26 protein-coding genes are annotated in these 24,316 nt (G+C 62.2%); 8 read left to right on the top strand and 18 right to left on the bottom strand.

Annotation, left to right across the window (positions count from 1 at the left end):
• Window positions 1–6 precede the first annotated feature (6 nt).
• Window positions 7–924: a tRNA U-34 5-methylaminomethyl-2-thiouridine biosynthesis protein gene (locus tag ACMGGN_RS12085; RefSeq protein WP_046787098.1), complete on the bottom strand. Its 918-nt coding sequence runs from the start codon at window positions 922–924 to the stop codon at window positions 7–9.
• A 28-nt stretch (window positions 925–952) separates the two neighbouring features.
• The gene (locus ACMGGN_RS12080) at window positions 953–1,381 is read right to left on the bottom strand and encodes a RidA family protein (RefSeq protein WP_115275225.1); all 429 of its coding nucleotides are present in this window, start codon (window positions 1,379–1,381) and stop codon (window positions 953–955) included.
• Window positions 1,382–1,511: 130 nt separating this feature from the next.
• Between ACMGGN_RS12080 and ACMGGN_RS12075 the strand changes: the two genes are divergently transcribed.
• Entirely contained in the window at window positions 1,512–2,120 is a 609-nt protein-coding gene (locus tag ACMGGN_RS12075; RefSeq protein ID WP_251962317.1) for a MarR family winged helix-turn-helix transcriptional regulator, read from the top strand.
• Between the two features lie 144 nt (window positions 2,121–2,264).
• Here the strand turns inward: ACMGGN_RS12075 and ACMGGN_RS12070 are convergent, their stop codons facing one another.
• The gene (locus ACMGGN_RS12070) at window positions 2,265–2,819 is read right to left on the bottom strand and encodes a TetR/AcrR family transcriptional regulator (RefSeq protein ID WP_119688711.1); all 555 of its coding nucleotides are present in this window, start codon (window positions 2,817–2,819) and stop codon (window positions 2,265–2,267) included.
• 129 nt (window positions 2,820–2,948) lie between these two features.
• Here ACMGGN_RS12070 and ACMGGN_RS12065 point away from each other — a divergent pair, with 129 nt between their 5' ends.
• The 5 genes from ACMGGN_RS12065 (at window position 2,949) to ACMGGN_RS12045 (ending at window position 6,423) form a co-directional block, all read left to right on the top strand.
• The gene (locus ACMGGN_RS12065) at window positions 2,949–3,788 is read left to right on the top strand and encodes an alpha/beta fold hydrolase (RefSeq protein ID WP_281868695.1); all 840 of its coding nucleotides are present in this window, start codon (window positions 2,949–2,951) and stop codon (window positions 3,786–3,788) included.
• A 63-nt stretch (window positions 3,789–3,851) separates the two neighbouring features.
• Complete coding sequence (locus ACMGGN_RS12060) at window positions 3,852–4,853, top strand: NADP-dependent oxidoreductase (protein ID WP_414156802.1); 1,002 nt, start codon at window positions 3,852–3,854, stop codon at window positions 4,851–4,853.
• 117 nt (window positions 4,854–4,970) lie between these two features.
• Window positions 4,971–5,384, top strand: a complete 414-nt coding sequence (locus tag ACMGGN_RS12055) for a thiol-disulfide oxidoreductase DCC family protein (protein WP_414156831.1) — start codon at window positions 4,971–4,973, stop codon at window positions 5,382–5,384.
• Window positions 5,369–5,929, top strand: coding sequence for a GTP cyclohydrolase I FolE (gene folE / locus ACMGGN_RS12050; protein ID WP_012313911.1), 561 nt, complete (start codon window positions 5,369–5,371; stop codon window positions 5,927–5,929). Before ACMGGN_RS12055 ends, folE begins: the two co-directional genes overlap by 16 nt.
• A 35-nt stretch (window positions 5,930–5,964) precedes the next feature.
• The gene (locus ACMGGN_RS12045; protein WP_115275222.1) at window positions 5,965–6,423 is read left to right on the top strand and encodes a DUF3429 domain-containing protein; all 459 of its coding nucleotides are present in this window, start codon (window positions 5,965–5,967) and stop codon (window positions 6,421–6,423) included.
• 36 nt (window positions 6,424–6,459) lie between these two features.
• Here ACMGGN_RS12045 and ACMGGN_RS12040 read toward each other — a convergent pair whose 3' ends face one another.
• The 7 genes from ACMGGN_RS12040 to galB all read right to left on the bottom strand — a co-directional run bounded on the left by ACMGGN_RS12040 (window position 6,460) and on the right by galB (window position 12,165).
• Entirely contained in the window at window positions 6,460–6,846 is a 387-nt protein-coding gene (locus ACMGGN_RS12040) for a cupin domain-containing protein (protein WP_046787094.1), read from the bottom strand.
• A 71-nt stretch (window positions 6,847–6,917) separates the two neighbouring features.
• Complete coding sequence (locus tag ACMGGN_RS12035; protein ID WP_414156801.1) at window positions 6,918–7,742, bottom strand: AraC family transcriptional regulator; 825 nt, start codon at window positions 7,740–7,742, stop codon at window positions 6,918–6,920.
• 24 nt (window positions 7,743–7,766) lie between these two features.
• Window positions 7,767–9,290 carry a Fic family protein gene (locus tag ACMGGN_RS12030; protein ID WP_046787092.1) on the bottom strand — a complete coding sequence of 508 codons (1,524 nt, stop codon included), beginning with the start codon at window positions 9,288–9,290 and terminating at the stop codon, window positions 7,767–7,769.
• 74 nt (window positions 9,291–9,364) lie between these two features.
• Window positions 9,365–9,604 carry a hypothetical protein gene (locus ACMGGN_RS12025; RefSeq protein WP_148708313.1) on the bottom strand — a complete coding sequence of 80 codons (240 nt, stop codon included), beginning with the start codon at window positions 9,602–9,604 and terminating at the stop codon, window positions 9,365–9,367.
• Complete coding sequence (locus tag ACMGGN_RS12020) at window positions 9,588–10,673, bottom strand: 4-oxalomesaconate tautomerase (protein ID WP_115275218.1); 1,086 nt, start codon at window positions 10,671–10,673, stop codon at window positions 9,588–9,590. Before ACMGGN_RS12020 ends, ACMGGN_RS12025 begins: the two co-directional genes overlap by 17 nt.
• Window positions 10,674–10,675: 2 nt before the next feature.
• Window positions 10,676–11,392, bottom strand: coding sequence for a 4-carboxy-4-hydroxy-2-oxoadipate aldolase/oxaloacetate decarboxylase (locus tag ACMGGN_RS12015; RefSeq protein WP_115275217.1), 717 nt, complete (start codon window positions 11,390–11,392; stop codon window positions 10,676–10,678).
• The gene (gene galB / locus ACMGGN_RS12010) at window positions 11,389–12,165 is read right to left on the bottom strand and encodes a 4-oxalmesaconate hydratase (RefSeq protein ID WP_414156800.1); all 777 of its coding nucleotides are present in this window, start codon (window positions 12,163–12,165) and stop codon (window positions 11,389–11,391) included. Before galB ends, ACMGGN_RS12015 begins: the two co-directional genes overlap by 4 nt.
• A gap of 118 nt (window positions 12,166–12,283) precedes the next feature.
• On the opposite strand from galB, the gene ACMGGN_RS12005 reads away from it, so the two are divergent.
• Window positions 12,284–13,468, top strand: a complete 1,185-nt coding sequence (locus ACMGGN_RS12005; protein WP_115275215.1) for a LysR family transcriptional regulator — start codon at window positions 12,284–12,286, stop codon at window positions 13,466–13,468.
• Window positions 13,469–13,635: 167 nt separating this feature from the next.
• Here the strand turns inward: ACMGGN_RS12005 and ACMGGN_RS12000 are convergent, their stop codons facing one another.
• Window positions 13,636–14,196 carry an ankyrin repeat domain-containing protein gene (locus ACMGGN_RS12000; protein WP_174141713.1) on the bottom strand — a complete coding sequence of 187 codons (561 nt, stop codon included), beginning with the start codon at window positions 14,194–14,196 and terminating at the stop codon, window positions 13,636–13,638.
• Between the two features lie 56 nt (window positions 14,197–14,252).
• The gene (gene katB, locus ACMGGN_RS11995; RefSeq protein WP_174141715.1) at window positions 14,253–15,794 is read right to left on the bottom strand and encodes a catalase KatB; all 1,542 of its coding nucleotides are present in this window, start codon (window positions 15,792–15,794) and stop codon (window positions 14,253–14,255) included.
• A gap of 417 nt (window positions 15,795–16,211) precedes the next feature.
• Between katB and ACMGGN_RS11990 the strand changes: the two genes are divergently transcribed.
• On the top strand, window positions 16,212–17,285 hold the full coding sequence (locus ACMGGN_RS11990) for an aldo/keto reductase (RefSeq protein ID WP_115275212.1): 1,074 nt from the start codon (window positions 16,212–16,214) through the stop codon (window positions 17,283–17,285).
• A 7-nt stretch (window positions 17,286–17,292) separates the two neighbouring features.
• Here the strand turns inward: ACMGGN_RS11990 and ACMGGN_RS11985 are convergent, their stop codons facing one another.
• The 6 genes from ACMGGN_RS11985 to ACMGGN_RS11960 form a co-directional block, all read right to left on the bottom strand.
• Window positions 17,293–18,258, bottom strand: a complete 966-nt coding sequence (locus ACMGGN_RS11985) for a carbohydrate kinase family protein (protein ID WP_281868700.1) — start codon at window positions 18,256–18,258, stop codon at window positions 17,293–17,295.
• A 41-nt stretch (window positions 18,259–18,299) separates the two neighbouring features.
• Window positions 18,300–19,790, bottom strand: coding sequence for a xylulokinase (gene xylB / locus ACMGGN_RS11980; RefSeq protein ID WP_174141719.1), 1,491 nt, complete (start codon window positions 19,788–19,790; stop codon window positions 18,300–18,302).
• 15 nt (window positions 19,791–19,805) lie between these two features.
• Window positions 19,806–21,281 (bottom strand): mannitol dehydrogenase family protein, encoded by a 1,476-nt coding sequence (locus tag ACMGGN_RS11975; protein ID WP_414156799.1) that lies wholly within the window; start codon window positions 21,279–21,281, stop codon window positions 19,806–19,808.
• A gap of 11 nt (window positions 21,282–21,292) precedes the next feature.
• Window positions 21,293–22,405, bottom strand: a complete 1,113-nt coding sequence (locus ACMGGN_RS11970; RefSeq protein ID WP_046785651.1) for an ABC transporter ATP-binding protein — start codon at window positions 22,403–22,405, stop codon at window positions 21,293–21,295.
• 64 nt (window positions 22,406–22,469) lie between these two features.
• Window positions 22,470–23,303 carry a carbohydrate ABC transporter permease gene (locus tag ACMGGN_RS11965; RefSeq protein WP_012313928.1) on the bottom strand — a complete coding sequence of 278 codons (834 nt, stop codon included), beginning with the start codon at window positions 23,301–23,303 and terminating at the stop codon, window positions 22,470–22,472.
• Window positions 23,304–23,313: 10 nt separating this feature from the next.
• Window positions 23,314–24,237, bottom strand: coding sequence for a carbohydrate ABC transporter permease (locus tag ACMGGN_RS11960; RefSeq protein ID WP_046785650.1), 924 nt, complete (start codon window positions 24,235–24,237; stop codon window positions 23,314–23,316).
• Window positions 24,238–24,316 lie beyond the last annotated feature (79 nt).

Here is a 24,316-nt window from a genome sequence, read left to right as displayed (position 1 = left end):
AAGCGTTCAGATGGCTTGGGTCGCGGCACGAGCGAGGCCGGCCTTGACGAGGTTCCACTCCATCACCGCGTTGCCGGTGCCGATCACCGTCCCGTAGCCGTGCAGTTGCGCCGCCAATTCCGGGTACTGCATGGCTGCGTGCATCCAGGTGAACGCGCCGGACTTCAGTTCGGCGAAGGCCTCGTCAATGAACTGCGGCAGCAGGCGGAACACTTCTTTCATCTCCCCGCGGCGCATGAGGTCAATCATGCGCATGTCCCACTGGTAACCCAGCTGGCTCTGCGGATGCTCCTTGGTCATGTCTTCCGGTGGCTCTGGCTCTTGGTGGAAGTGCCAATGCGACAGGGTATTGGAGGCCAGCAGCACCGCGCGTTTGCCAGACTTGATGATTGCTTCGCGGGTGGCCTTGCCCAGTAGATCCATCTCCACCTGGCCTTCTTCCATGCTCAGGTAATACGGCGTGTTGTTGGCCGAAACCGATACCACCGGGATGTCCCACTGCGGGCGGATCATGTGCAGCGTGGTGATAGTGCCGTAGTCGACGCGAAATCGCGGGTTGCGCATCATCTTGGTCTGCAGGCCCACCTTGCGTCCTTCTTCGCAGCAAGCCTCGGCCAGTTCCACATCGAACTTTATCGAGTAGTCGAAGCGGAACAGGTTGGGGAATATGGGGTCGACCGAGCGGCCGGCCAGGTGCTCGACCCCAATGAAGTGGTGTCCCACAGAGGTAATCCAGTGTGGCGAATGCACCAACAGCACATCCGGCTTGAGCGCCTCGACACTCGCGCGCGCCCGTTCGTAGGCCCAGCGCAATTGTTCCCAGCCCCCCTTGGCACGCGGCTCGTTCTGCACAGGGTTTTCTGCATAGAGGATATGGGGTGGGTGGGGGGCCAGAAACCCGCTGATAATTTCACCGTTTGCCATGTGGCTTCTCCTGGTTTTATTGTTTGTATCAGGGCAGTGAAGGATCGACCGCGAATTGGAATTCCATCTCGACCAGCGCACCCAGCGGAAGCGCCGTTACCCCTACACTGGTACGTGCAGGAGGGGTCGCACCCTGGAAAAACGCCTCCCAGTGCTGATTGATCAGGCCGAATTGGCCAAAGTCGGCGCAGTAGATCCGCGCCAGCATCAATTGCTCCAGGGCTATTCCCAATTCATTGCACAGGCCTTTGAGGTTGGCCAGGATCTGCCTAACTTCTGCGGCCATGCCGCCAACCACCAGGCCGCCATGGGCTGGGTCGAGCCCAACCATGCCAGAAACGTGGATGAAGCCACCTGCCGATACCACGGGGCTGTAAGCAAAATGCGGTGCGGGTAGCGTCCGGCTGATCAGGGGGGTCCACGCGCTATGTGTTGCCGCAGAGGTCGAGGAAGACATTTTTTGTTCTCTTTAAGTACGTATACGTCCTAAACGAGATAAATCCTATGGCTGGAAAGAGATGCTGTCAATCGATTTGTAGGACAATTCCTCGGCTAAAATCGTACGTGCACTGGCATTTTGCTCAGGCTTGAATCCTCCTGGCGAAGCGCCAATACTTAACTGGCTGATTTGCCAGATAAATAGTACGTGCACGTACACAGTCATCGATCCCAAGGATCGCAACCCGCAAGGAATGACCGGACAACCAATGCCGCCCATACGCACGCCTTCTCCCGCAAAACTCTCCCCGCAAAGCCAGGCGCTTGTCGATCAATTTCACCTTGAAGACATCGTTTCCCACCTGCTGCGGCGGGCTCACTTCATGGCGGAGGAACGGTTCAACACAGCGTTCGCCGGAGAGTCGATCACCCCCAGACAGAAAGCCGCATTGATTGTGGTGTCGCAGCACCCCGGCCTGACCCAGAACGCACTGGCCGGCCATTTGTTCATGGATCGCAACACTGTTGCCGAAATGGTCAAGAGGCTGTGCGCCAGCGGCATGCTGGTGCGCACCAGCGCCAAGAGCGACCAGCGTGCGTACCAGTTGTATTTGGGCAATGAAGGCGCTGAACTGCTGGAGCGCGTACTGCCGCGTGATGCTGAAGTGGAAAGGAAATTGCTGGAACGGTTGCCTGATGAATACCGGCCGCTGTTCCTGAAGTGCCTGAAGCTGATTGTCTCGCCTGAGGAGGCGTGAGCCGCCCCAGGTTCACCTAGTACCTGAGGTGCCTTGCAACCTCAGGGGCGGCCTTGGAGACCGCTACGGCAATCGCTCGACGCCCGTCGCCAGCCAGAGGGTGGTGAACAATCGGATCGAAATGGCATGGAGTCCGCAACAGCCTCAGGACCCCAGCTTGCCCAGAATCTTCTCACGACAAACGCTGAGCACCTCATCAGCCAGTGGAGAGTCGTCCGGGCAGGCGCGAGACAGAACCAAGGCGCCGAGGGCATGTGCGAAGGTATCGATGATTTCAGCACGGCTTGCGCCAGGCTCTTCATTTTTGCCTTGTAAAACCTCCAGCAATTCTTCGATCCCAGCGCCGTAAGCAGCTTTGATCTCATTGGGCTGGCGTGCAGCGTCTGCGCCCAGCGCCGCTAGCGTGCAACCTTTGCCTTTCTCATCGCGGTGCTCGCGGGACAGGTAGAAATTGACGAAGTCGGCCAGCTGGATGCCCTGCATCTGCTCGACCGTCTTGTTGATCCCGCAAGTGGCTGCTTCGCCCATCAAATCTGCCTTGGACTTGAAGTGCTTGTAAAACCCGCCATGGGTGAAGCCGGCGGCAGCCATGAGGTCTGCAACACCGACGCCGTCATAGCCGCGCTCGCGAAACAGCCTGGAAGACGTTTCCACGATATGCGCTCGGTTAGCTTGTGCCTGGGCCTTTGTGACCTTCATTTCGTTGCTCTCTCTGCTATCAAGCCAACCAATAGCATACATTGATGATGTTCATCATCAAAGGCGTTGACGGTTTCGATTACGATCATCATCATTAGGTCGTATCTTCCACTGAAAGAGCAAACCGTCATGAGCCATACCCATCTCACCGTTCCGACCCGCACAGTTGAAATAGGCGGCGACACGTTCACCTACCGCCGCTGGGGCAACCCTTCTGGTGTGCCGCTGGTCTTCATCGCCCATTTCCGTGGCGGGCTCGACCACTGGGATCCGATCATCACTGATGGTCTGGCGGCGGGGCGCGAAGTGATCCTGCTGAACGGTAGAGGTGTGGCTTCATCGTCGGGCACTCCGGCCACCACCATTGAGCAAATGGCGGATGACATTGCAGCAGCCATCAAGGCCTTGGGGCTGACGCAGGTCGACCTGCTCGGTTTCTCCATCGGTGGCTTGCAGGTTCAGGAAGTGGCACTGCGTCACCCTGGGTTGGTGCGCAAGCTTGTGCTGCTCGGCACCGGTCTGCGCGGTGGTGATCCGAGCATGGCAGAGGGTGTGAGAGAGGCCGCTTCGAACCCCGTCCCCACCATCGAGAACTTCCTGTTCCTCTTCTTCGGTCGCTCGGAAGCTGCCAGGAAAGCGGGCCTGGCGTTCTGGGAACGGCGCAACCAGCGTGCCGATCAGGACACCCCAAGCTCGGTTGAGCTCGCAATGGCTCAGGGCGCTGCATTTGCAGCCTATGTCCAGTCGGCACAGGGTGAGAACCGCTTTTCTTACCTCAGCGAAATCAAGCAGCCTACCTTGGTGGTCAATGGCGTCGACGACGTCATGATCCCTTCGATCAATTCGTGGCACCTGGTACAGAACATTCCAGATGCCCAGTTGCTGATCTACCCCGACTCCGGTCACGCCGCGCACTTCCAGTTCCCTGAGCGCTTCCTGAAACACGCCCTTCAGTTCCTGGAAGAGTAAGGCAGCGCCTTGCCCGATGACCCAGCCCATCGGGCACGTCTATATTTTTGGAATTTTAAGAACATGAAAGCGTTTCTGATCGATCGCTACGGCAAAGACGTCGTTGGTGATATCACTGAAGTTCCAGAGCCCCAGGTGGATGATTTCGACGTTCTGGTTGAGGTTCATGCCGCAAGCGTGAACGTCCTCGATATCAAAATCAGGAAGGGCGAGTTCAAGCTGATCCTGCCGTTCAAGATGCCTCTGATCCTGGGTAACGATGTTGCTGGCACTGTGAAACGTGTCGGAGGGAAAGTCAGTCGTTTCCGGGTAGGGGACGAAGTCTACGCACGGGTAGACCAGGCGCGTATGGGTGGCTTCGCCGAGTTCGTGGCGGTCAGCGAATCTGCTGTTTCACTCAAGCCTGCCAACCTGAACATGGAAGAAGCGGCCTCGCTGCCATTGGTGGCTCTCACGGCCTGGCAGGCGTTGGCGGAAATGGCCAAGGTTCAACCGGGCCAGAAGGTTCTGATCCAGGCCGGCTCCGGTGGCGTCGGTAGCATCGCCATTCAGGTCGCCAAGCACCTGGGAGCATTCGTTGCCACAACCACGAGTACCGGCAACGTGTCGTGGGTCAAGGCGCTGGGTGCGGACGTGGTGATCGATTACAAGACGCAGCGCTTCGAGTCGCAGCTGAGTGATTACGATGTCGTGCTCAGCGGACTGGGCGGTGACGTTCTCGAAAAATCTCTCCATGTATTGAAGCCGGGTGGTTTGTTGATTTCCATCTCAGGCCCACCCACCCCCGAGTTCGCAGAACAGCTTCGCCTTTCCTGGCTGTTCAGGCAGGTCGTTCGTTTGATCAGCCGAGGGATCAGGAAAAAATCGGAGCACAAGGGCGTCAACTACAAGTTTCTGTTCATGAGGGCGAGTGGTGCGCAACTGGCTGAGCTGGCCAGGCTGGTTGAAGCCGGGGTCATCAAGCCCGTGATGGATCGCGCCTTCGCGTTGGGCTCGACAGCTGATGCACTGGCATACGTGGCCGAAGGTAGAGCCAAAGGTAAGGTCGTGGTGAAGGTGAAGTGATCACCTGAGTAAAGGTCAGTGACAGCGGCGCGCGACAGCCAGGTGTACGGCTGTATTGCGATTTTCCTGGTTTCGGCTAACTTATACAAAAACCTGTACAAAGATGAGAGGTTGTACATGTATTATCAGTGGCCCCTGACGCTGTACTTCGATGGCGCCTGCCCTTTGTGCGCCAGAGAGATCGCGTTCCTGCGCAGGAAATCGACCGAGGCAAAGCTCATTCTGGTTGACATCAGTGCTGGTGATTTCGATGCAGAGGCATTGAGCTTGACGGTTGAGCAACTGAGGTCATGCCTGCATGCAAGGTTCGTGAACGGGCACTGGGTCACAGGCTTGGACGCCACCTTGTGGAGTTGGCGGGCTGCCGATGTGGGAGGGTGGGTCGCGCCACTGTCCTGGCGCACGTTACGCCCCCTGTTTTCAGTTTTCTACAGGCTGTTCTGCCGTTTGAGGCCACATCTGGCCTGGCTACCACATCCCGATGGCGGGCACCGCTGTAGCGGTGAGGAGTCCAAATGTCACATTCGTTAGCCGAGCACTATCATGAAATCCTCGTCGGCGTTGGTGAAAACCCGCAGCGCGAAGGGCTCCTGGAAACGCCCAAGCGTGCGGCCAAAGCGATGCAGTACTTGTGCAACGGGTATGGCCAGAATCTTCAAGAGGTCGTGAACGGCGCTTTGTTCGAGAGTCAAAACGATGAAATGATTGTCGTTCGTGACATAGAACTCTACTCGTTATGCGAACACCACATGTTGCCCTTCATTGGCAAAGCTCATGTCGCGTACCTGCCAACAGGGCGCGTATTGGGGCTTTCCAAGGTCGCGCGCGTTGTTGACATGTTTGCCCGTCGTTTACAGATACAGGAAAACCTGACGCGGCAAATTGCCTATGCCATTCAGGAAGTCACGGATGCCGCAGGGGTTGCAGTCGTGATTGAAGCCAAGCACATGTGCATGATGATGCGCGGTGTAGAGAAGCAGAACTCGGTGATGATTTCATCGGTGATGTTGGGTGAGTTTCGCGACTCCGCTTCGACTCGCCACGAATTCCTCAACCTCATTGGCCGACACAATTGACACGCGATGCTGAGCCGTCGCCAAGGGGTGTCCAAATGAGTTCAGTTACTGCTGCTTTACCTTCAAGCCGCTTTGCAGTGCTGGGTTACGGTGGCTTGCTGCCGTTTGTTGGTTTGACGCTGCTCATCGTTTTTTTTGCTGAATACCGAGGTTTTGCCTCGATCATGCTGGTCAGCTATGGCGCTGTGATATTGAGCTTCGTTGGCGCTCTGCACTGGGGTTTCGCCATGACGTTAGAGGGTTTGCCCGCGAAGCAGCGTCGCGAGCGGCTCGTGTGGAGCGTCATACCGGCCCTGATCGGTTGGGTTGGCACGCTGCTACCTGTGCCATTGGGTTGTTTGGTGTTGACCTTTGGTTTTATCGGGCATCTTTGGCAGGATCGCCAACTGGCGCAAGCTGTGCCTGGGTGGTTCATGCCGATGCGAGTCCATTTGACGGCGGTCGCAAGCCTCTGTTTGCTGCTCAGTGCACTTGCGATAGCAATGGATTTTTGAAACCAGAAGCACTCCTTGATGAGTGATTTCCAGCGCTCATATCCAGACGTCGTTCACAGCGGTGCGCTCCCCACCTTCATGGCCGGTATTCAGAACGCCTCGCGGCTCGATCATCATCAGTTTTGCTTCTCCCTGCGCCGCTGTCCTGTGCTCCACCCCACGGGGCACCACATACAACTCGCCTGGGTTCACATAAACGCAGCCCTCCGGTAAATCGATGCGCAAGGTGCCTTCGAGCACAAGAAACGCTTCGTCGGTTTCCGGGTGTGAATGCCAGATGAATTCACCTTCTATTCGCACAACCTTGAACTGGTAGTCGTTCATTTCGGCGACCACTCTCGGGCTCCACTGCTGGTCGATCAGCGAAGCTTTCTGGGCAAGGTTTACAGGGCATGTTGCAAGTTGCGGGTTGGAGTTGGACATGGCGGATCCTCATGGGTTGAAGTGGCCAGCCTATCGAACCTACACCAGGCGTTCTTGTACGATCCTGCACGTCAGCGGGCAGGTCGCAAGCGCTCCAGCCAGCGCAACGGTGGCACGCCATAGCTACGTGTGAAGTGGCGTGTCATGTGGCTCTGGTCGTGAAAGCCTGCCGCCAGGGCTGCATCAACCAAGGTGAAGCCATCGAGCATCAGCCTGCGCACAGTGTCCAGGCGCCGCAGGGTCACAAAGCGGTAGGGGCTGGTGCCGTAGAGGGCGCGAAAGTCGCGGGACAGGCTCCATTGTTCGCGGCCGCTTGCCTGCTCCAGCATCTGCAGGGTGATGCCCAGGTGGAGGTGCTCCATGATGAATGCCCTGGCGCGCTCGGCCGCGCGGTAATCCAGGCGTTTGCGGCCGCGTGGCTTACCGCCCACCGCACGCAACGCCATCGCCAGGTCGTACACGGCGTCCTGCTCCTCCAGCGTATCCAGCGGGTGGTCCAGTGCCTGCACGAAGGCTTCACTGGCGCGGTACAGGCGCGGGTCGCTGGACAGCCCGCCAGCAATGAAGGGCAACGGCTCACCGCCGAGCACGTTCTGGATCAGCGCGGGGTCGATGTAGGCCATACGGTAGCGAAAACCCGCTTCAGTCCCGGCCATGCCATCGTGCACCTCGTCAGGGTGCAGGACCAGCGTATTACCCGGTAGGCCGTGGCACAGCGCCCCTTTGTAGTGAAAGCTCTGCACGCCGGCGAGGGTGCGGCCGATCGAGTATGTGTCGTGACGGTGAGGGTCGTAGCCGTGGCTACCGAACCACGCTTCGATCCGTTCCACACTGCCAGGGTGAGCGCTACGGATGACCCAGACGGGGGTGGCTGCGTGGCTTGCTTTTCGTTCCATGAATAGACGCTCTGCGACCCAACACTATGCATCCGTCTGTGGCTCTGCGCCCTGTTGCGGCTGAGCGGCTGAGCGTTGGGCGGCAAGCACCTGTTGCGCCGTCAGCTCGATATAGTCGAACACTGCCTCGGGGACCCTGTACAGGTACTGCTTACGCCGATTGTTCGACACGCTCCCGCCATTGCTCAGGCACATCATCACCAGGTTTGCGAGGTCGCTGCCGCGAACATCGAATCGCTCATCTACGGCCCTGTAGACGGCGTCATAGTTTTCCAGAAAGGCCGTCTCATCGCGCAGCTCGACCTCTAGCGCCCGCTTTGCCATCAGGCAGGTGAATACAACGCACTGCGTTGCATCCCAGAATCGATAGATCGCGTCAGCGCCGATGAACTCAAATGTAAACTGCTCGTGATCGATCCAGTGCACTTGCCAGTATTCACGCACGGGCCCGGAGTATCCTTGAAGTGTCTCCAGATACAGGCGCTCTTCGCGTTTCATCGCAACCGAAACTGGGAGCAACAGGCCGTTTTCAAGCGCCCCGGAATGGCAAAGAGCCTGGTGGATCAAAAAGCGCGACAAGCGCCCGTTTCCATCCATGAACGGGTGGAGGAACACGAACCCAAATGAAATGATGCTTGCCGCCACAAGCGGATCGATTTGGGTAGGGCCTTCATTAGCGAAGCGCATCAGGCTTTCCATCAACTCGCGGCACAGGCCCGGGGGAGGGGGTACATAGGTCACCCCGGCTGCTCCATGCATGCCATTGCTAAGGTGGTTCTGCTCGTGTCGAAATGCCGCCGCAAGGTCCAGAGGGTTTGCCACAGTGGCGTTCTGTAAAGTAACCAGATAATCCTCAGTCAGTGGGTGGCGCTCATGGGCCTGGCGCAAGAGCTTGATGAAGCGGCGGGATTTATCTTCGGTTGGGGCTTCCTTCTCGATTGCAAACGAGTCCTGGGTCTCGTGCAGATACGCCCAGTTGATAGCCCTGTCCATCATCAGCGGAGGGAGTGAACCGATGAAGTTCTTCGCCTTGCCGAGAATGTCATGCTCGAGAAGCTCTGTAACTTGCGCAGTGCGCTCTACGGTCGCGCAGTAAGTCAGATCTCCGAGCCCGTTGAACTCCACCCGCCACTTCGAATTTCGCTCACCTGGTCGCGTAATGTACTGTTCTGGGTCGAATAGCTGAGCGAAGCCGCCGCGTACAGGTGAAGGCTGCTCAATGTCTTCACCGGTGAAGGCTTCCCGGAGATAGCAGGCCTTACGGATATAAACGCCATTGGGTGATGCTTCCAGCGCTTGCGAAAAACGTTCAGCTGGGATCTGTGGCAGAGCCTGGGCGAGAATTGAAAGGTTGATACCTTCGTGCTTGAGCGCAAAAAGCACATTCCCAAGCAGGTCGTCCTCTGAGGGCGCCATTCGATGGGGCACCGCGAGCGTGTTCCCGATTTTCTCAATCCGGGTGACCGGTTGTACGATCGCAGGGCGCTTGAGTGCGACCGCAGAGATCTGCAGCCTATCGAGTAGTAGCGAATATCCCGCTGCCCGCATGTACCTTTCCTTCAGTTTGGGCGTGAGCGCTGTGTTTTTTTTAAGTCAGCTCACAAAATCTTCAGATTTCGCGATTATGCCGTTTTTTTCTTCACTTTCCACAGGGCATGTGAGGTGGGCTCGCAACGTTCGAAATCTGTGCTTGGGTTTTTCTTCAGTTCTGACCAGTGTGGCGAAATTTTCTTGCCGAGGATGCAAAAATCTTCAGTTATGCAACCGAAGCAGTTTTTTTCTTGAGTTTTTGATGCGCCGCGCGGGCGGCGCTCGACCTCAAGGGTGCTGAAGAAACTGTGGCAATCACTGCTGCGGCCCACCCCATACATCCCGACCAACACACACAACCCCATCAAACAGCAAACGCGCCGTCCTCACCAACCCGCACCCCGTGATCACGCCACGTTCCAAGCTGATCTCCACTGTAAATTCGCCGCTAGGATGCTCCACCGCCAAACGCTGGATATCACCGCCGCACGTGCTGGCAAGCCCCTGTGCAACCGACCCTTCGATCAAACAGGCCGTGGCGACACTCACCGCGCCAAACACCCCGATGGACGCATGGCAACGGTGCGGAATGAACGAGCGGGTGTTGACCGTGCCGCCGTTGCGCGGTGCCGACAGCAGGCACATCTTTGGCACATTGCGCTGGCTGACATCACCCAGGTTCATGCGTGGGCCCAGCTGCAGGCGGATGGCTTCAAGGCGCGTTTTCAGTGCACTGTCGGCATCCAGCGTTTCGCACGGCTCGTAGCCGGTCACGCCAAGGTCTTCGGCACGCAGCAGCACCACCGGCATGCCGTTGTCGATGCAGGTCACTTCCACGCCATCGACCCGGTCGCGGCTGCTGCTGGTCGGCAGCAGGGCTCCACAGCTGGCGCCGGCCACGTCGGCAAACGTCACCACCAGCGCCGCCGCCCGGCCCGGCACGCCATCGATACGGGTATCGCCGGCATACTCCACCTGGCCATCGGTGGTCGGCACCTGGGCCACGGCGAGCTGCCCGGTGTTTTCCATGAATATACGCACCGGTGTGCTCGCGCCGCTGGCGGCCACTAGGCCGCGCTCGATGGCGAAGGGCCCGACGCCGGCCAGGATGTTGCCGCAGTTCTGCCCGTAGTCCACCCGCGCTTCGTCCACTACCACCTGCGCGAACAGGTAGTCGACGTCGACGTCCTCGCGCTGCGAGGCGCGGATGATGGCGACTTTGCTGGTGAGCGAGTCGGCGCCGCCAATCCCGTCGATCTGCCGGGCATCGGGCGAGCCCATCACCGCCAACAGCACGCGGTCACGCAGCGGGCCAGGGGCGGGCAGGTCGTCATGCAGAAAATAGGCACCCTTGGAGGTGCCGCCACGCATCAGCAGGCAAGGTATGCGGGTCTGGCCCATGTTCAGCCTTCCAGGTCAGTGAGGTGCTCGACATAACGCAGGCCCTTGGCTGCCAGGCGCGGGCGCATCTCGTAAATGTCCAGGCCAAGCTCGCCGGCGGCCAAGCGCAGGCGTTTGCGTTCTTCCAGGTCGGCGCGTTGGGTGGCGGCTTCGAGTACCCCCTGGGCTTCGCCATGGCGCACCACCACGACGCCGTCGTCATCGGCAACCACGATGTCGCCGGCATTGACGAGCTGCCCGGCGCACAGCAGCGGCAGGTTCACCGAACCCAGCACTTCCTTCACCGTGCCTTGGGCGTTGATGGCGCGCGACCACACGGCAAAGCCCATGTCGCGCAGGGTCTGGCTGTCGCGCACGCCCGCGTCGATCACCAGGCCGCGCACGCCGCGGGCCTGCAGCGAGGTCGCCAGCAGGTCGCCGAAATAGCCATCGCTGCACGGCGAGCTGGGCGCCACCACCAGTACATCGCCCGGCCGGCACTGCTCCACGGCCACATGGAACATCCAGTTGTCGCCAGGGGCCACCAGCACCGTAACCGCGCTGCCGGCCACTGCCACACCTTGCTGGATGGGGCGCACGGCGGTACTGAGCAGCCCTTTGCGACCTTGGGCCTCATGCACCGTGGCCACGCCCAGCCGGCCCAAGGCATCGATCAGTTCCTGCTCGACGCGCGGGATATTACGTACCACGATGCCGGTCTTTCCGATCAGCCCGCTCATGCCAGGTTCTCCGTCACCCGTGGGAACACGCTCTGCAGGCCTTCGGCGTAGACGATGTTGCGTGCGCTGGTGATGCCCACGTTACGCTTGGCCTGCACGCCGCGCTGCAGGGCCACGCGGGTGTAGTACTCCCAGAGGTGTTCCTGGCCGGCCATGCACTGGATGGCGGCAAACTTTTTGTCCCACACCGGGGTGATGTCCAGGAAGGTGTCCGGGCGCCATTCGCACTGCTCGGGCTGGTGCGGCTCAAAGGCGTACACGGTCGGTGCACCAACGATCTTCTCGCCCGGCTTGTAGCCTTCGGCCTGGGCGATGATGCGGGCTTCCTGGGCCAGGTTCATGGCCAGCGGGTGGTCGTAGTTGTAGGGGTCTTTCAACGAATGGCTGAGCACGAACTCCGGTTGTACCCGGCGATACACATCGGCCAGGCGGAACAGGGTGTCCTTGTCGGCGCGCATCGGGTAGTCACCGATATCGAAGAACTCCACGCTGGCGCCGAGGATTTCGGCCGCCGCCATGGCTTCCTCACGGCGTGCGTCCTTGACCTTGGCTTCGGTCATTTCACCCTTGCGCCACAGTTTGGCAGACTCGCCACGCTCACCGAACGACAGGCAAACCACGTGCATGGCATAGCCTTGCTCAGCGTGCAGCGCAATGGCGCCACCGGCACGCCAGACAAAGTCGGCCGAATGTGCACTGACCACCAGGGCGGCTTTTTGTGGGGTATTCATTGTTCGTAGGCTCCTGCAGTGGGGGTTGACGCAGGATGTCATCGGCCTGCGCACTGCACTAATGCGTTCACTTGCAACGGCTATGCGTTTTATTTATTGCCTGGCAAGCGGGGTAGGGGCATAGTCGCCCCAGTCACGAGCCGAGCGCCGGGGAAGCCTTATGATCGACGTCGAACTGCCCAACCTGATGCAAGTACGTGCGTTCATCCGGGTCGCCGAGTTGGGCAGCGTTTCGCGGGCAACGCAGGTGTTGTTCCGTGCTCAGTCCGTGGTCACCCGCGCCATCGCCGAGCTGGAGGCGCGGTTGGCTGTCCCGCTGTTCGAGCGCCATGCCAATGGCATGCGCCTGACCGACTATGGCGAATGCCTGCTGCCGCGTGCACAGCGGGTGCTGGCGGAACTGGACGGTGTGCCGGGGTTGCTGGGCACCGCGCAGGGCGAGCCCCTGTATCTGTTTCAGGCGCGGCGCCTGCAGGTGTTCGTGAAACTCTGTGAAACACGGCACATGCAAACCGTGGCGCGGCACTTCGGCCTTAGCCAGCCGGCCGTCAGTGCTGCGTTGAAAGTGCTCGAAGGCGGGTGCGGGCAGCCCTTGTTCGTGCGCACGTCGCGCGGCCTGCAGCCCACTGTGGCCAGCCGGGACATTCTTTTCCCCATCCGCCGGGCGCTGAACGAGTTGCGCCACATGGACAGTGACCTGAGTGCGATGCAAGGCACCCTGCGCGGGGTGGTGCATGTCGGCGCGTTGCCGTTGGGCCGCTCGCGCATTCTGCCGGAGGCCATTTTGCGTTTTACCGCCCAGCATCCACAGGTCCGGGTGGTGACCAACGAAAGCCCGTTCGACCTGCTGGCAACCGAATTGCGGGTGGGGGATGTGGACTTCGTGCTGGGCGCCTTGCGGCCTCACGACTATGCCAGCGACCTGGTGGGCGAGCCGCTCATCAAAGAGGAAATGGTGCTGCTGGCCCGCCGGGGGCACCCGTTGCTGCACACACACCTGACGCTCAAGGGCGTGCACCAGGCGCGCTGGGTGTTGCCGCGGGCCGGTTCGCCGGCGCGCGGGCTGCTCGACAACTGCTTCGCCGCTGCAGGCCTGGCAGCACCGTGGCCGGTGGTGGAAAGTGCTGATCTGGCGGTTATCCGTGGCCTGCTGGTGCGTTCAGACATGCTGGCGGCGGTGTCTGCGCACCAGTTGGCTTACGAGATTGCCAGCGGCGAGCTGCAACGCCTGCCGCTGGCACTGCCCGGTACTGCCCGCGCCATCGGCCTCATGCAGCGCAGTGGCTGCCTGCAGTCACCGGCGGCGGCCGCGCTGATGGCTTGTATCCGCCAGGTGATCACCTAGCATGCCTGAGCCGGACTGGGGGCCTGGAGCGCGCTCAACGGGCGACGTCGGTCAGTTTGGCGCTTTCCCGGCGACCGAGTAGCGGAATTATCTTACGCAATATCCAATTTTCTTATCGCAGCTCCCTGGCGGTGTGCTGGCAGGTGGCATTGCAGAATGCGCAGCCCTCAGCGTTGCGCCGATACGCCGTTGAGCTCACCCTGTTGCAGGCTTTGCACGCTGTTGCCCAGTGCATCTGTTGCTTCGATATCGGCGCCATGGGTGGTCAGCGCGTCGAGCAATTCCTTGCGCTGAAACATGGCCGCATACATGGCGGCCGTCTGTCCCGCGCCATTGCGCTGGTCAGGGTTGCACGTGGCGTCGATCAGCCGCCTGGCAATGCGCACCTCGCCTTTGAATATCGCCCCCATCAGTGCGGTGTTGCCCCGCTTGTCCTGGGCGCATGGGTCGGCGCCGGCCGCCAGCAGTTGTTCCACGGCTGCTTGCTGGCCGTGGTAGGCCGCCAGAATAAGGCCGGTGTAGCCCTTTTCATCAGGGGTATCCAGGTTGTAGCCCGCCTGGATGAATGTCTTGAGCATTGCTTCATCCCCGCGGCGTGCGGCCCCGAAGAAGTAGTCGCGCAACCGCTGCTCGGTGTTGGTGTCTTGCCCTTGGGGCGGCAGCGGCTCTTGTGCCTGGGCGGTGAGAATCAGCAAGCCACACACGGCTGCCATCATCCATTTGTGCATGGTGTTTACCTGCGTATAAACGAAGAGCGGGCCGTCGGCCCGCTCAGTCATGGCACTCAGTCCTGCAGCTTCGCTGCCAGCTGCTGAACGCGCTTGAGGTCTGCCTTGGCCACTTTGGCCAGGCCTGCACCGTAGTCGCTATCGGCCTTGTAGAAGAACGACAGCATGATGTAGCGGCTTTCCTCGTCAGTCACTGCCAGGGCCTGGCCCAGGCTGTTGATCAGGTCGGTCTGTTCCTTCTTGTTGTAGGAGCGGAACAGCTCGCCGGTCTGCTTGAAGTTCTGCTCGCGCTGGATCTTCGCCTGCTGGGTGCTGCCCACCAGCGCGGTCGGCACATAGCGGGCGCTGGTCTGTTCTTCACGCGGCTGCAGGCGGCTTGGCTGGTAGTTGACCCCCGTGGTGGTGTGGCCCGCGTTGGCCTGGCCATCCTGGTTGACGTTATTGACCGGGATGCGCGGCTGGTTGACCGGCAAGCTCAGGCCGTTGGCGCCAATGCGGTACATCTGGGTGTCGGCATAGGCGAACAGGCGTCCTTGCAGCAGGCGGTCTTCAGACGGTTCGATACCTGGCACCAGGTTGGACGGCGCCATGGCGACCTGCTCGGTTTCCTGGAAGAAGTTGTCGACGTTGCGGTTCAGCACCATCTGGCCGATCTTGCGCTCTGGCACGTTCGGCCAGATCTTGGTGGCATCGAGCGGGTCGAAGTCGAACGTGGCCAGGTCTTCGGGCTTGAGCACCTGGATGTACAGGTCCCATTTGGGGAACTTGCCGTCCTTGATCGCGCTGACCAGGTCGTTGGTCATGTGGCTGTAATCACGGCCCTGGACCTGCTCGACTTGTTTGGGGTCAAGGTTTTTCTGGCCTTGCAGGCTCTTCCAGTGGAACTTCACGTAGTGCACTTGGCCTTCGCTGTTGACCAGCTTGTAGGCGTGCACGCTGTTGCCGTCCATTTCGCGGTAGCTGGCCGGGGTACCCTCGTTGGAGTACAGCAGCGTCAAGGTGCGGGTGGCTTCTGGTACGTGGGAGAAGAAGTCGAAGCGGCGGGAGTCGTCATCGAGGTTGGTGCGTGGGTCAGGCTTGAACGCGTGCACCATGTCCGGGAACTTGATGGCGTCGCGGATGAAGAAGGTCGGGAAGTTGTTGCCTACCAGGTCCCAGTTGCCGTCTGCGGTGTAGAACTTGGTGGCGAAGCCGCGTGGGTCACGCAGGGTTTCGGGCGAGTGGTTGCCGTGCACCACGGCAGAAAAGCGCACGAACACCGGCGTTTTCTCACCTGGGCGGAAGACTTTGGCGATGCTCAGGTCGCTGATGTCGGCGCTGGCGGTGAACTCACCGTGCACCCCGGTACCACGGGCGTGCACCACCCGCTCTGGAATGCGTTCGCGGTCGAAGCGCTGCAGCTTCTGCAGCAGGTTGGCGTCTTGCAGCAGCACCGCGCCGTTGGCGCCGGCCGTTTGCGAATTCTGGTTGTCACCAACCGGTGCACCGCTGTCGCGGGTCAGGGTCGCGGCCTGGACGGACATCGTCAGCAGGCTGGCGGCCAGGCTTGCTGCAACCAGCAGGCGGCCGGGTTGGAAATGCTTTAGCACAGGGGTCATCGAGAAGCTCCATAGGCTCAATCGGGCGTTTTTGAATGCGCCCGCAGAGGATAATGAGCGTGGGATGCCCTCCTAAATTGATCCTGCGCATCAGCACGATTGGCAATTTCAATGCAGCTTTTTATGCCTTTTTTGCTAGATGAGAGCTGACGGTACGTCGGCCCCGGTATCCCGTCTGGCGCTGAGTGAATCCTGGACGTTAAGCGATTTGGGCCCGCTTTGCGGCCCATCGCCGGCAAGCCAGCTCCCACAGTCCAGCGCAGGCCTCCTGAACTGCGCGGTCCGTGTAGGAGCCGGCTTGCCGGCGATGGGCTGCGTAGCAGCCCTGAAACGCTTAAGGGTAACCAATCAGATTGAACGTTTCAGCAATCCATCCCGTCGGTACTTCCAAGTCGTTCGCATTTGGAGGCACTACCCATGAAGTACCGCGCACTCGGCAACACTGGCCTGCTGGTTTCTGAACTGGTGGTCGGCACGGTCCCGTTCGGCGGGCGTGGCGCATTCGAGAAAACCGGCAGCGTGGACGTGGCACTGGCCCGGCGCATGTTCGACATGGCCTTCGACGCCGGGGTCAACCTGGTCGACACGGCAGACCTGTACTCCCACGGCCTGGCCGAAGAAATCGTCGGCCAGGCGCTGGGTGAGCGGCGCCAGTCGGTCATCCTCGCCACCAAGGCGCGCAGCCCGATGGGGGACAACCCCAACGACAGCGGCGCCTCGCGCTATCACCTGATCCGTGCCTGCGAGGCCAGCCTCAAGCGCTTGGGCACCGACCATATCGACCTCTATCAGATCCACAACTGGGACGGCATCACGCCTGTGGAAGAGACCTTGGCCGCCCTTGAGCACTTGGTGCAAAGCGGCAAGGTGCGTTACTTCGGCACGTCCAACTACACCGCCTGGCAGATGATGAAAACCCTCGGCAGTGCTCGGCTCAACGGCTGGCAGCAGCCGGTTTCCCAGCAGATCTACTACACCCCCGAAGCCCGTGAAGCGGAGTACGAACTGCTGCCGATGGCACTCGACCAGGGCCTTGCCACGCTGGTGTGGGGGCCGCTGGGGGAGGGCTTGCTGACCGGCAAGGTGCGGCGCGGGCAACAGACGCCGGCCGGTACCCGCCAAGGCAACGATTGGCCGGAACCCTACGTGCATGACAAGGAGCGGGCCTACGACATCATCGAGGCGCTGATCGAGGTGGGGCGCCGGCATGGCTGCTCACCGGCGCGGGTGTGCCTGGCCTGGCTCAAGGACCGACCAGGCATCACCAGTGTCATCACGGCCGGGCGCACGGCCGAGCAGTTGCACGACAACCTGCAGGCGGTGGAGCTGGTGCTGACAGGCCAAGACCTTGAACAGATCGAGCGGGTGACGCGGATCGCGCCGCAGTATCCGTACTGGCATCGCATCGCCGCGAAAATGGACCGCATCGACCCGGCGGAGGCGCCGTTCATTGCCCTGCATCGGCAAACGATGAAGCAGCACAAACCCTGATCCGCAATCAGCCCGATGTACCGCTGGCCTGTGGCATGCACGAAAGCTCGCCTGCAAACGGCAGGTCCGGCCCGGCCCTGGAACAGGTCACCGCCGCCGCCCCAATGGCGTAGGCCAGCATCGCATCGACCGTCTCGCGCGCCAGCATCGCCACACCCATCGGGCTGTCCGCACCCAGCCGAGCCAGGCAGGCCAGCACGGCCGCCTGGAACGTATCCCCGGCCCCCACGGTGTCGCGAACCGGCAGTGAGCTGTCCGCCGGCCGGTGCCACGACCCGTGCGCACAATGCACGCTGGCACCCTCAGCCCCGTGGGTCACGAACACCAGCCGGCAGCGCTCGTTCAACCAGCCACGGGCTACCTCGCCAGCGTCGCGCCCCGGGTACAGCACCTGCAGGTCTTCCTCGCTGGCCTTGATCAAATGTGCATGCGCAGCAAACGCTTCAACGCGCCTGCGCCACAGCGCCACATCAGGCTGCGGATTCAGGCGTACGTTCGGGTCCAGGCTGATCAGCCGCTGGTCGCGTTCGCGTTCCACCAGTGCCAGCAACGTGTCGGCCACGGGTGTCACCACCAGTGTGTACGATCCCACGTGCAGCCCGCGCACGCGCTCATCCAGTACCGGCAGATGCTCAAGCCGCACCTGCCGGTCGGCGCAGCCTTCGCCGCGGAACTGGTACTGCGCCGAGCCGTTGGCATCCAGGCCGACCATGGCCAGGGTGGTGGGTGCATCGCTGGTCACCAGGTGCTGGCAATTTACGCCTTCTTCCTCCAGTACCCGGCGCAGCCGTGCGCCGAGGTGGTCGCTGGACAGCCCGCCGAACAACCCTGCGGCAACGCCCAGCCTGCGCAGGCCGACGGCGACGTTGAACGGCGAACCGCCGGCAATCGCGGTAAAGCCCAGTTCTGCGCTGCGCGTGCTGTTTTCCAGGCTGAACACATCGAACAATGCCTCGCCACATACCAAATACATGAAGTTCTCCCAAACAGAAAAGCGTAAGGACAGTACCGCGATCAATGCGCAGGCAGGTGATCCAGGTAGCGTCTGTAGGCCACACCATAGGCGGCCTGCTGCGCCAGACGTGGCAGGGTGCGGGTGCTTTCGTCCAGCTCGACGCAGCGTTCGCACAGGGCCTGCAGGCTGTCGCCGTGGCCCAGTTGGCGGCCAAGGCTCCAGGCAGCCTGAATTGCCGCCCCCAGCGCGGCGGCTTCGGTCTGGCGCGGGCACACCACCGGCAGGCCGAGCAGATTGGCCAGTACCTGGCGCCACAGCTCGCTTTTTGCCGCTCCGCCCACCAGGCGGATTTCGCTGCCCTGCAGGCCGCTGGCGTGCAGCAGGTCCAGGCCATAGCGCAGGCTGAAGCAAGTGCCTTCGAGCACGGCCCGGCACAGGTTGGCGCGTGTCAGGTTGGCGCTGGTCATGCCATGCAGGCTGGCGCTGGCAGTGGGCAGCGCGGGTACCCGTTCGCCATCGAAGAATGGCAGCATCAACAGGCCTTCGGCACCGACCGGGGCTTGGGCGGCGAGGGCCGTGAAGCGGGTGAGGTCCAGCTCCAGCAGGTCACGTACCAGCGCGCAGGCGTTGGTCAGGTTCATCGTGCAGACCAAGGGCAGCCAGCCACCGCTGGAGGCGCAGAAGTTCGCCACCTCACCCTTGGGGTTGAACTGGGCATGGTCGGCGTAAGCTGCCAGGGTACCCGAGGTGCCCAGGCTGAGGGTGATCATGCCAGGGCTGATATTGCCGGTACCGATGGCGCTGAGCATGTTGTCGCCGCCGCCGGTGGCCACCCAGGCGTGAGGGTTCAGCCCCAGGCCTGCGGCGGCCTGCTCGCGCAGCGGGCCGACGCAGTCGCCAGGGGCGAGCAGCTCGGGCAGTGCCGCCAGCAGGCGCTCGCCCGGTTCGATGTGTTGCAGCACATCGGTTGCCCAGCTGTTGTGGTGCACGTTGTAGTAACCGGTGCCAGACGCATCGCCCGGCTCGCTGCAGGCGCGGCCTGTCAGCCAGTAATTGAGGTAATCGTGGGGCAGCAGCACATGGGCCAGGCGGGCGAACAGGTCGGGGAAGTGCCGTTTGCTCCACAGCAGCTTGGATACGGTATAGCCCGGCGCAATCACCAGCCCCAGGCGTTCGATCGAGCCTTGCGGGCCGCCGAGCGCGTTCAGCAGTGCCTGGTTTTCTGCCGTGGTTTCGGTGTCGCACCAGAGCTTGGCCGGGCGCAGTACCTGGCCTTGGGCGTCCAGCATCACCAGGCCATGCTGCTGGCCGGATACCGCCAGCGCACGGATGGCCTGGCCATCGACGCCGGCCTCATGCAGCGCGCCAGCGACTGCCGTGTGCAGGGCGGCGAGCCAGTCGGCCGGGTCCTGCTCGCGGCGCCCGTCGCGGCCCCGTGCAGGCGCGTGCGCGGCACTACCAAGGCCCAGCACCCGGCCACTGCCGGCGTCCAGCACCAGCGCCTTGGTACCTTGGGTACCGCAATCAATGCCGAGAAACAGTCCGTCCATTGCGTGTGCTCCAGGTCAGTCGCCAAGCACTCGGCGCAGCGTCTCGCTCACGCCAACCTCACACAGGCTGTCATACAGGCGCTCGAAAGCGCTGACGAAGGCACCGGAGGCGGGGATGACCGTGCCAAATATCGTTTCGTCGCCCAGCACCCGGGCAGCCAGCCCGTCACGCTGCACCACCCGTGCCTGGCACTGGCCCGCGCGTGGGTCGGGGATGGCATAGGCGCTGCCCTGTTCGTCTACCCCACCCAGGTACAGGGCCCAGGCCGCTGCCACCAGGGCCACGCGGTCCAGCGGCTGGCCCTCGGCAATCAGCTGGTTGGCGGTGGGGACGATGTACTTGGGAAACTTCGATGAGCCGTCCGAGCACACCCGCTCCAGCTGGTCGGCGATGGCGCGGTTGGCGAAGCGCTCGGTGAGGCTGTCCTTGTAGCGTTCCAGGTCGATGCCCGGCGCCGGGGCAAGTTGCGGGGTCACGTCCAGGTCCATGAACGTGCGCATGTAGCGGCGCAGCAGTGGGTCGGCAAGGGTTTCGTGGACCAGGCGGTAGCCCTGCAGGAAGCCCAGGTAGGTCAGTGCCAGGTGGCTGCCGTTGAGCAGCTTGATTTTCATTTCTTCATAGGGCGTGACGTCGTCGGTGAACTGCACACCGACCTTTTCCCACGCCGGGCGCCCGGCTACGAATTTGTCTTCCACCACCCACTGCAGGAACGGCTCGCACACCACCGGCCAGGCATCCTCGACGCCGTGGCGCTCGAACAGTCGTTGGCGGTGGTCGCTGCTGGTCATTGGCGTGATGCGGTCGACCATGGCGTTGGGGAAGCTCACGTGCTCGCCTATCCAGTGGGCCAGGTCCGGGTCGAGCAGCCGGGCAAAGGCCAGCAGGGCCTTGCGCGCGACCGCGCCATTGTGCGGAAGGTTGTCGCAGGACATCACCGTGAACGGCCCCACGCCGGCCTCGCGGCGCCGCCGCAGGGCTTCGCAGAGAAAGCCGAACACGCCTTGCGGGGCCTGCGGGTTGGCCAGATCGTGCCGGACCTGCGCCAGGTCGGCGCGAAACTCGCCGGTGCTGTCGTCGATGCAGTAGCCGCCTTCGGTGATGGTCAGCGAGACGATGCGGACGCCGGGCTCGGCCAGTTTGGCCAGCAGCGCTTGGGCATCGTCCTCGGCCAAGAGCATGTCATTGAGGGCACCGATCACCCGCACTTCGGTGTCGGGTCGGTCGTCCAGCACGAACAGGGTGTACAGGTAGCCCTGCGCCGCCAGGGCGTCGCGCATGGCGCGGTCTTCGCTGCGCAGGCCGGCGCCGCAGATGGCCCAGTCCAGGCCTTCGCCGCGGTTCATCAGGGCGTCGGTGTAGGCCGCCTGATGGGCACGGTGAAACCCACCTACGCCAATGTGCACGATGCCCTGGCGCAGCTGCGAGGGCGCGTAGGAAGGGCGGGCGACCGTGGGCGCCAGCAGGTCGAGGTGGTGCGGGTCGAGTTTCATCGTGTACGTCCTCAGGCCGCTTGCTGCAGGCGTTTGTCCAGGGCTTGGCCGTTGCTGTCGAACAGGTGGCAGTGGCCTGGGTCGAAGGCCAGTTCCAGGGGCTCGCCGAAGGCCGGCGCAAAGTCGCCGCGCACCCGTACGGTGAGCATTTCCCCGGAGCCGGCACGTACATGGCAGTAGCTGTCACTGCCCAGGCGCTCACTGACGTCGGCGGTCACCTGCAGCAAGCCGGGTGTGCCGTGCCCGGCGCTGGCGATGTTCAGGTGCTCCGGGCGGATGCCCAGCGTCACGGGGCTGCCAGCGGGCAGGCCGTCTGTGCACAGTGCCAGGCTGACACGGGCGCCGCATTCAAGGGTGACCTCGCACGAGGTGCCCTGGCTGTGGCTCACGTGGCCGCGCAAAAAGCCCATTTTCGGGGTGCCGAGAAAGCCTGCGACGAACAGGTTGGCCGGGTGGTGGTACAGCTCCAGCGGCGAGCCGACCTGCTCGATGCGCCCGCCGTTGAGCACCACCACCTTGTCGGCCAGGGTCATCGCTTCGACCTGGTCGTGGGTCACGTAGATCATGGTTGCAGCCAGCTCCTGGTGCAGGCGCGCAAGCTCCAGGCGCATCTGCACGCGCAGGGCGGCGTCAAGGTTAGACAGCGGCTCGTCGAACAGGAAAATCTTTGGGTTGCGCACGATCGCCCGGCCGATCGCCACCCGCTGGCGCTGGCCGCCAGACAGTTGGCGGGGTTTGCGTTCAAGCAGCGGTTGCAGTTCTAGGATGCGCGCGGCGTTGTCGACTTTGGCCTGCACCTCACGCTTGTCCACGCCGGCCAGGTCCAGGGCGAACGACAGGTTCTTGCGTACGGTCATGTGCGGGTAGAGCGCGTAGGTCTGGAACACCATGGCCAGGTCGCGTTTGGCCGGGGCGGTGTCAGTGATGTCGACGCCGTCCAGGGTGATGTGGCCGCCGCTGACCTCCTCAAGGCCGGCGATCAGCCGCAGCAGTGTCGACTTGCCACACCCGGACGGGCCGACGAACACCACGAACTCACGGTCGCGCACCTCCAGGTCGATGCCCTTGATGATGGCGTGGCCATCGAAGCCTTTGTGCAGGTTGCGGATCTTCAGGTCAGCCATGGCGAATGTCCTCTGCGGCGGCCCGCAATAGGGGTGATTGAGCAGGTGTCGTGTGGGGGGCGGTTCATTTCACGGCGCCGAACGAAAGGCCGCGCACCAGCTGCTTCTGGCTGATCCAGCCGAAAATCAGGATGGGCGCGCAGGCCAGGGTCGAGACGGCCGAGAGCTTGGCCCAGAACAGCCCCTCCGGGCTTGAGTAGGAGGCCACCAGCGCGGTCAGTGGGGCGGCAGCCGAAGAGGTCAGGTTGAGCGACCAGAACGCCTCGTTCCAGCACAGGATCAACGACAGCAGCACGGTCGAGGCCAGCCCGCCGCGAGCGATCGGCAGCAACACGCGGACGATTTCCTGCCAGGTGCCGGCACCGTCCAGGCGCGCGGCTTCAAGGATGTCCACCGGGATGTCCTTGAAGTAGGTGTACACCATCCACACCACGATCGGCAGGTTGATCAGGGTGTAGACGATGATCAGCGCCAGGCGCGAGTCGAGCAGGCCGAACTGTTTGGCCAGCAGGTAGATCGGCATCAGCACGCCCACCGGTGGCAACATCTTGGTCGACAGCATCCACAGCAGCGTGCGCTTGGTATGGCGGGTTTCGAAAAAGGCCATGGAGTAGGCCGCCGGCACAGCGACAAGCATGCACAGCGCGGTCGCCGAGAAGGCGATCAGCACCGAATTCCAGGCGTAGGCGAAGTAGTCGCTGCGCTCGTTGATGTGCAGGTAGTTCTCCAGCGTTGGCGCGAAGATGAACTGTGGCGGTGTGGCGAAGGCGTCGAGCTCGGTCTTGAAGCTGGTCAGCAGCATCCAGAAGATCGGGAAGAAGATCACCAGGGCGATGCCCCAGCACAGCAGGCCGATCAATGCGTCGCGCAGGCGGCGGGTTTGCTTGAGTGGCAGCATGGCGGGCTCCTCAGCGGCGCTCGGTCAGGTTCTTGCCGATCATCCGTATCAGCACGATGGCGGCGATGTTGGCGATCAGCACGGCGATCAGGCCGCCGGCCGAGGCCATGCCGACGTCGAACTGCAGCAGCGCCTGGTTGTAGATCAGGTAGGCGAGGTTGGTGGACGCATAGCCCGGGCCGCCGCTGGTGGTGGTGAAGATTTCGGCGAACACCGACAGCAGGAAGATGGTCTCGATCATCACCACCACGGCAATCGGGCGGGCCAGGTGCGGCAGGGTCAGGTGCCAGAAGATCGCCAGCGGACCGGCGCCGTCCAGGCGCGCGGCTTCTTTCTGTTCCAGGTCCTGCGACTGCATGGCGGTCATCAGGATCAGGATGGCGAACGGCAGCCACTGCCAGGAGACGATCAGGATGATCGAGAGCAGCGGGTAGTGCGCCAGCCAGTCCACCGGCTGCGCGCCGAACAGCCGCCACACGGCCGCGAGAATGCCCGACACCGGGTGCAATATCAGGTTCTTCCACAGCAGCGCGCTGACCGTGGGCATGATGAAGAACGGTGAAATCAGCAGCACCCGCACCACGCCGCGCCCCCAGAACTCGCCGGCCTCCAGCAGCGCCGCGATGAGCACGCCGAACACCACGCTGATCGCCAGCACGCTGCCGACCAGGGTCAGGGTGTTCAGGGCGCCGGGCATGAAGCCTGGGTCGGTGACGAAGTACGCGAAGTTCTCCAGGCCTACGTACGCATTTTCGCCCGGGTACAGCAGGTTGTAGCGGATCAGCGAAAAATACAGGGTCATGCCCAAGGGTACGACCATCCACAACAGCAGCAGCGCCACCGAAGGGCTGACCAGGAACCAGCCCGGCCCGACGCGGCGTTTGCCGGGGCGTGCGGTGGCGAGGGTCGGGGTATCGAGGGCCGAAGTGTCCATGGCGACTCCGTGTGCAGCGAAAAGGGCGGACGGCAGCCGTCACCGCGCCAGGCGTTGGCGCGGCTCAGGCCACGGGTGG

It is taken from the genome of Pseudomonas sp. BNK-30, from assembly GCF_047456185.1.
GTDB classification, from domain to species: domain Bacteria; phylum Pseudomonadota; class Gammaproteobacteria; order Pseudomonadales; family Pseudomonadaceae; genus Aquipseudomonas; species Aquipseudomonas putida_E.
The sequence above is the reverse complement of the archived record's forward strand: the minus strand, read 5'-3'. Positions and strand labels throughout refer to the sequence as shown.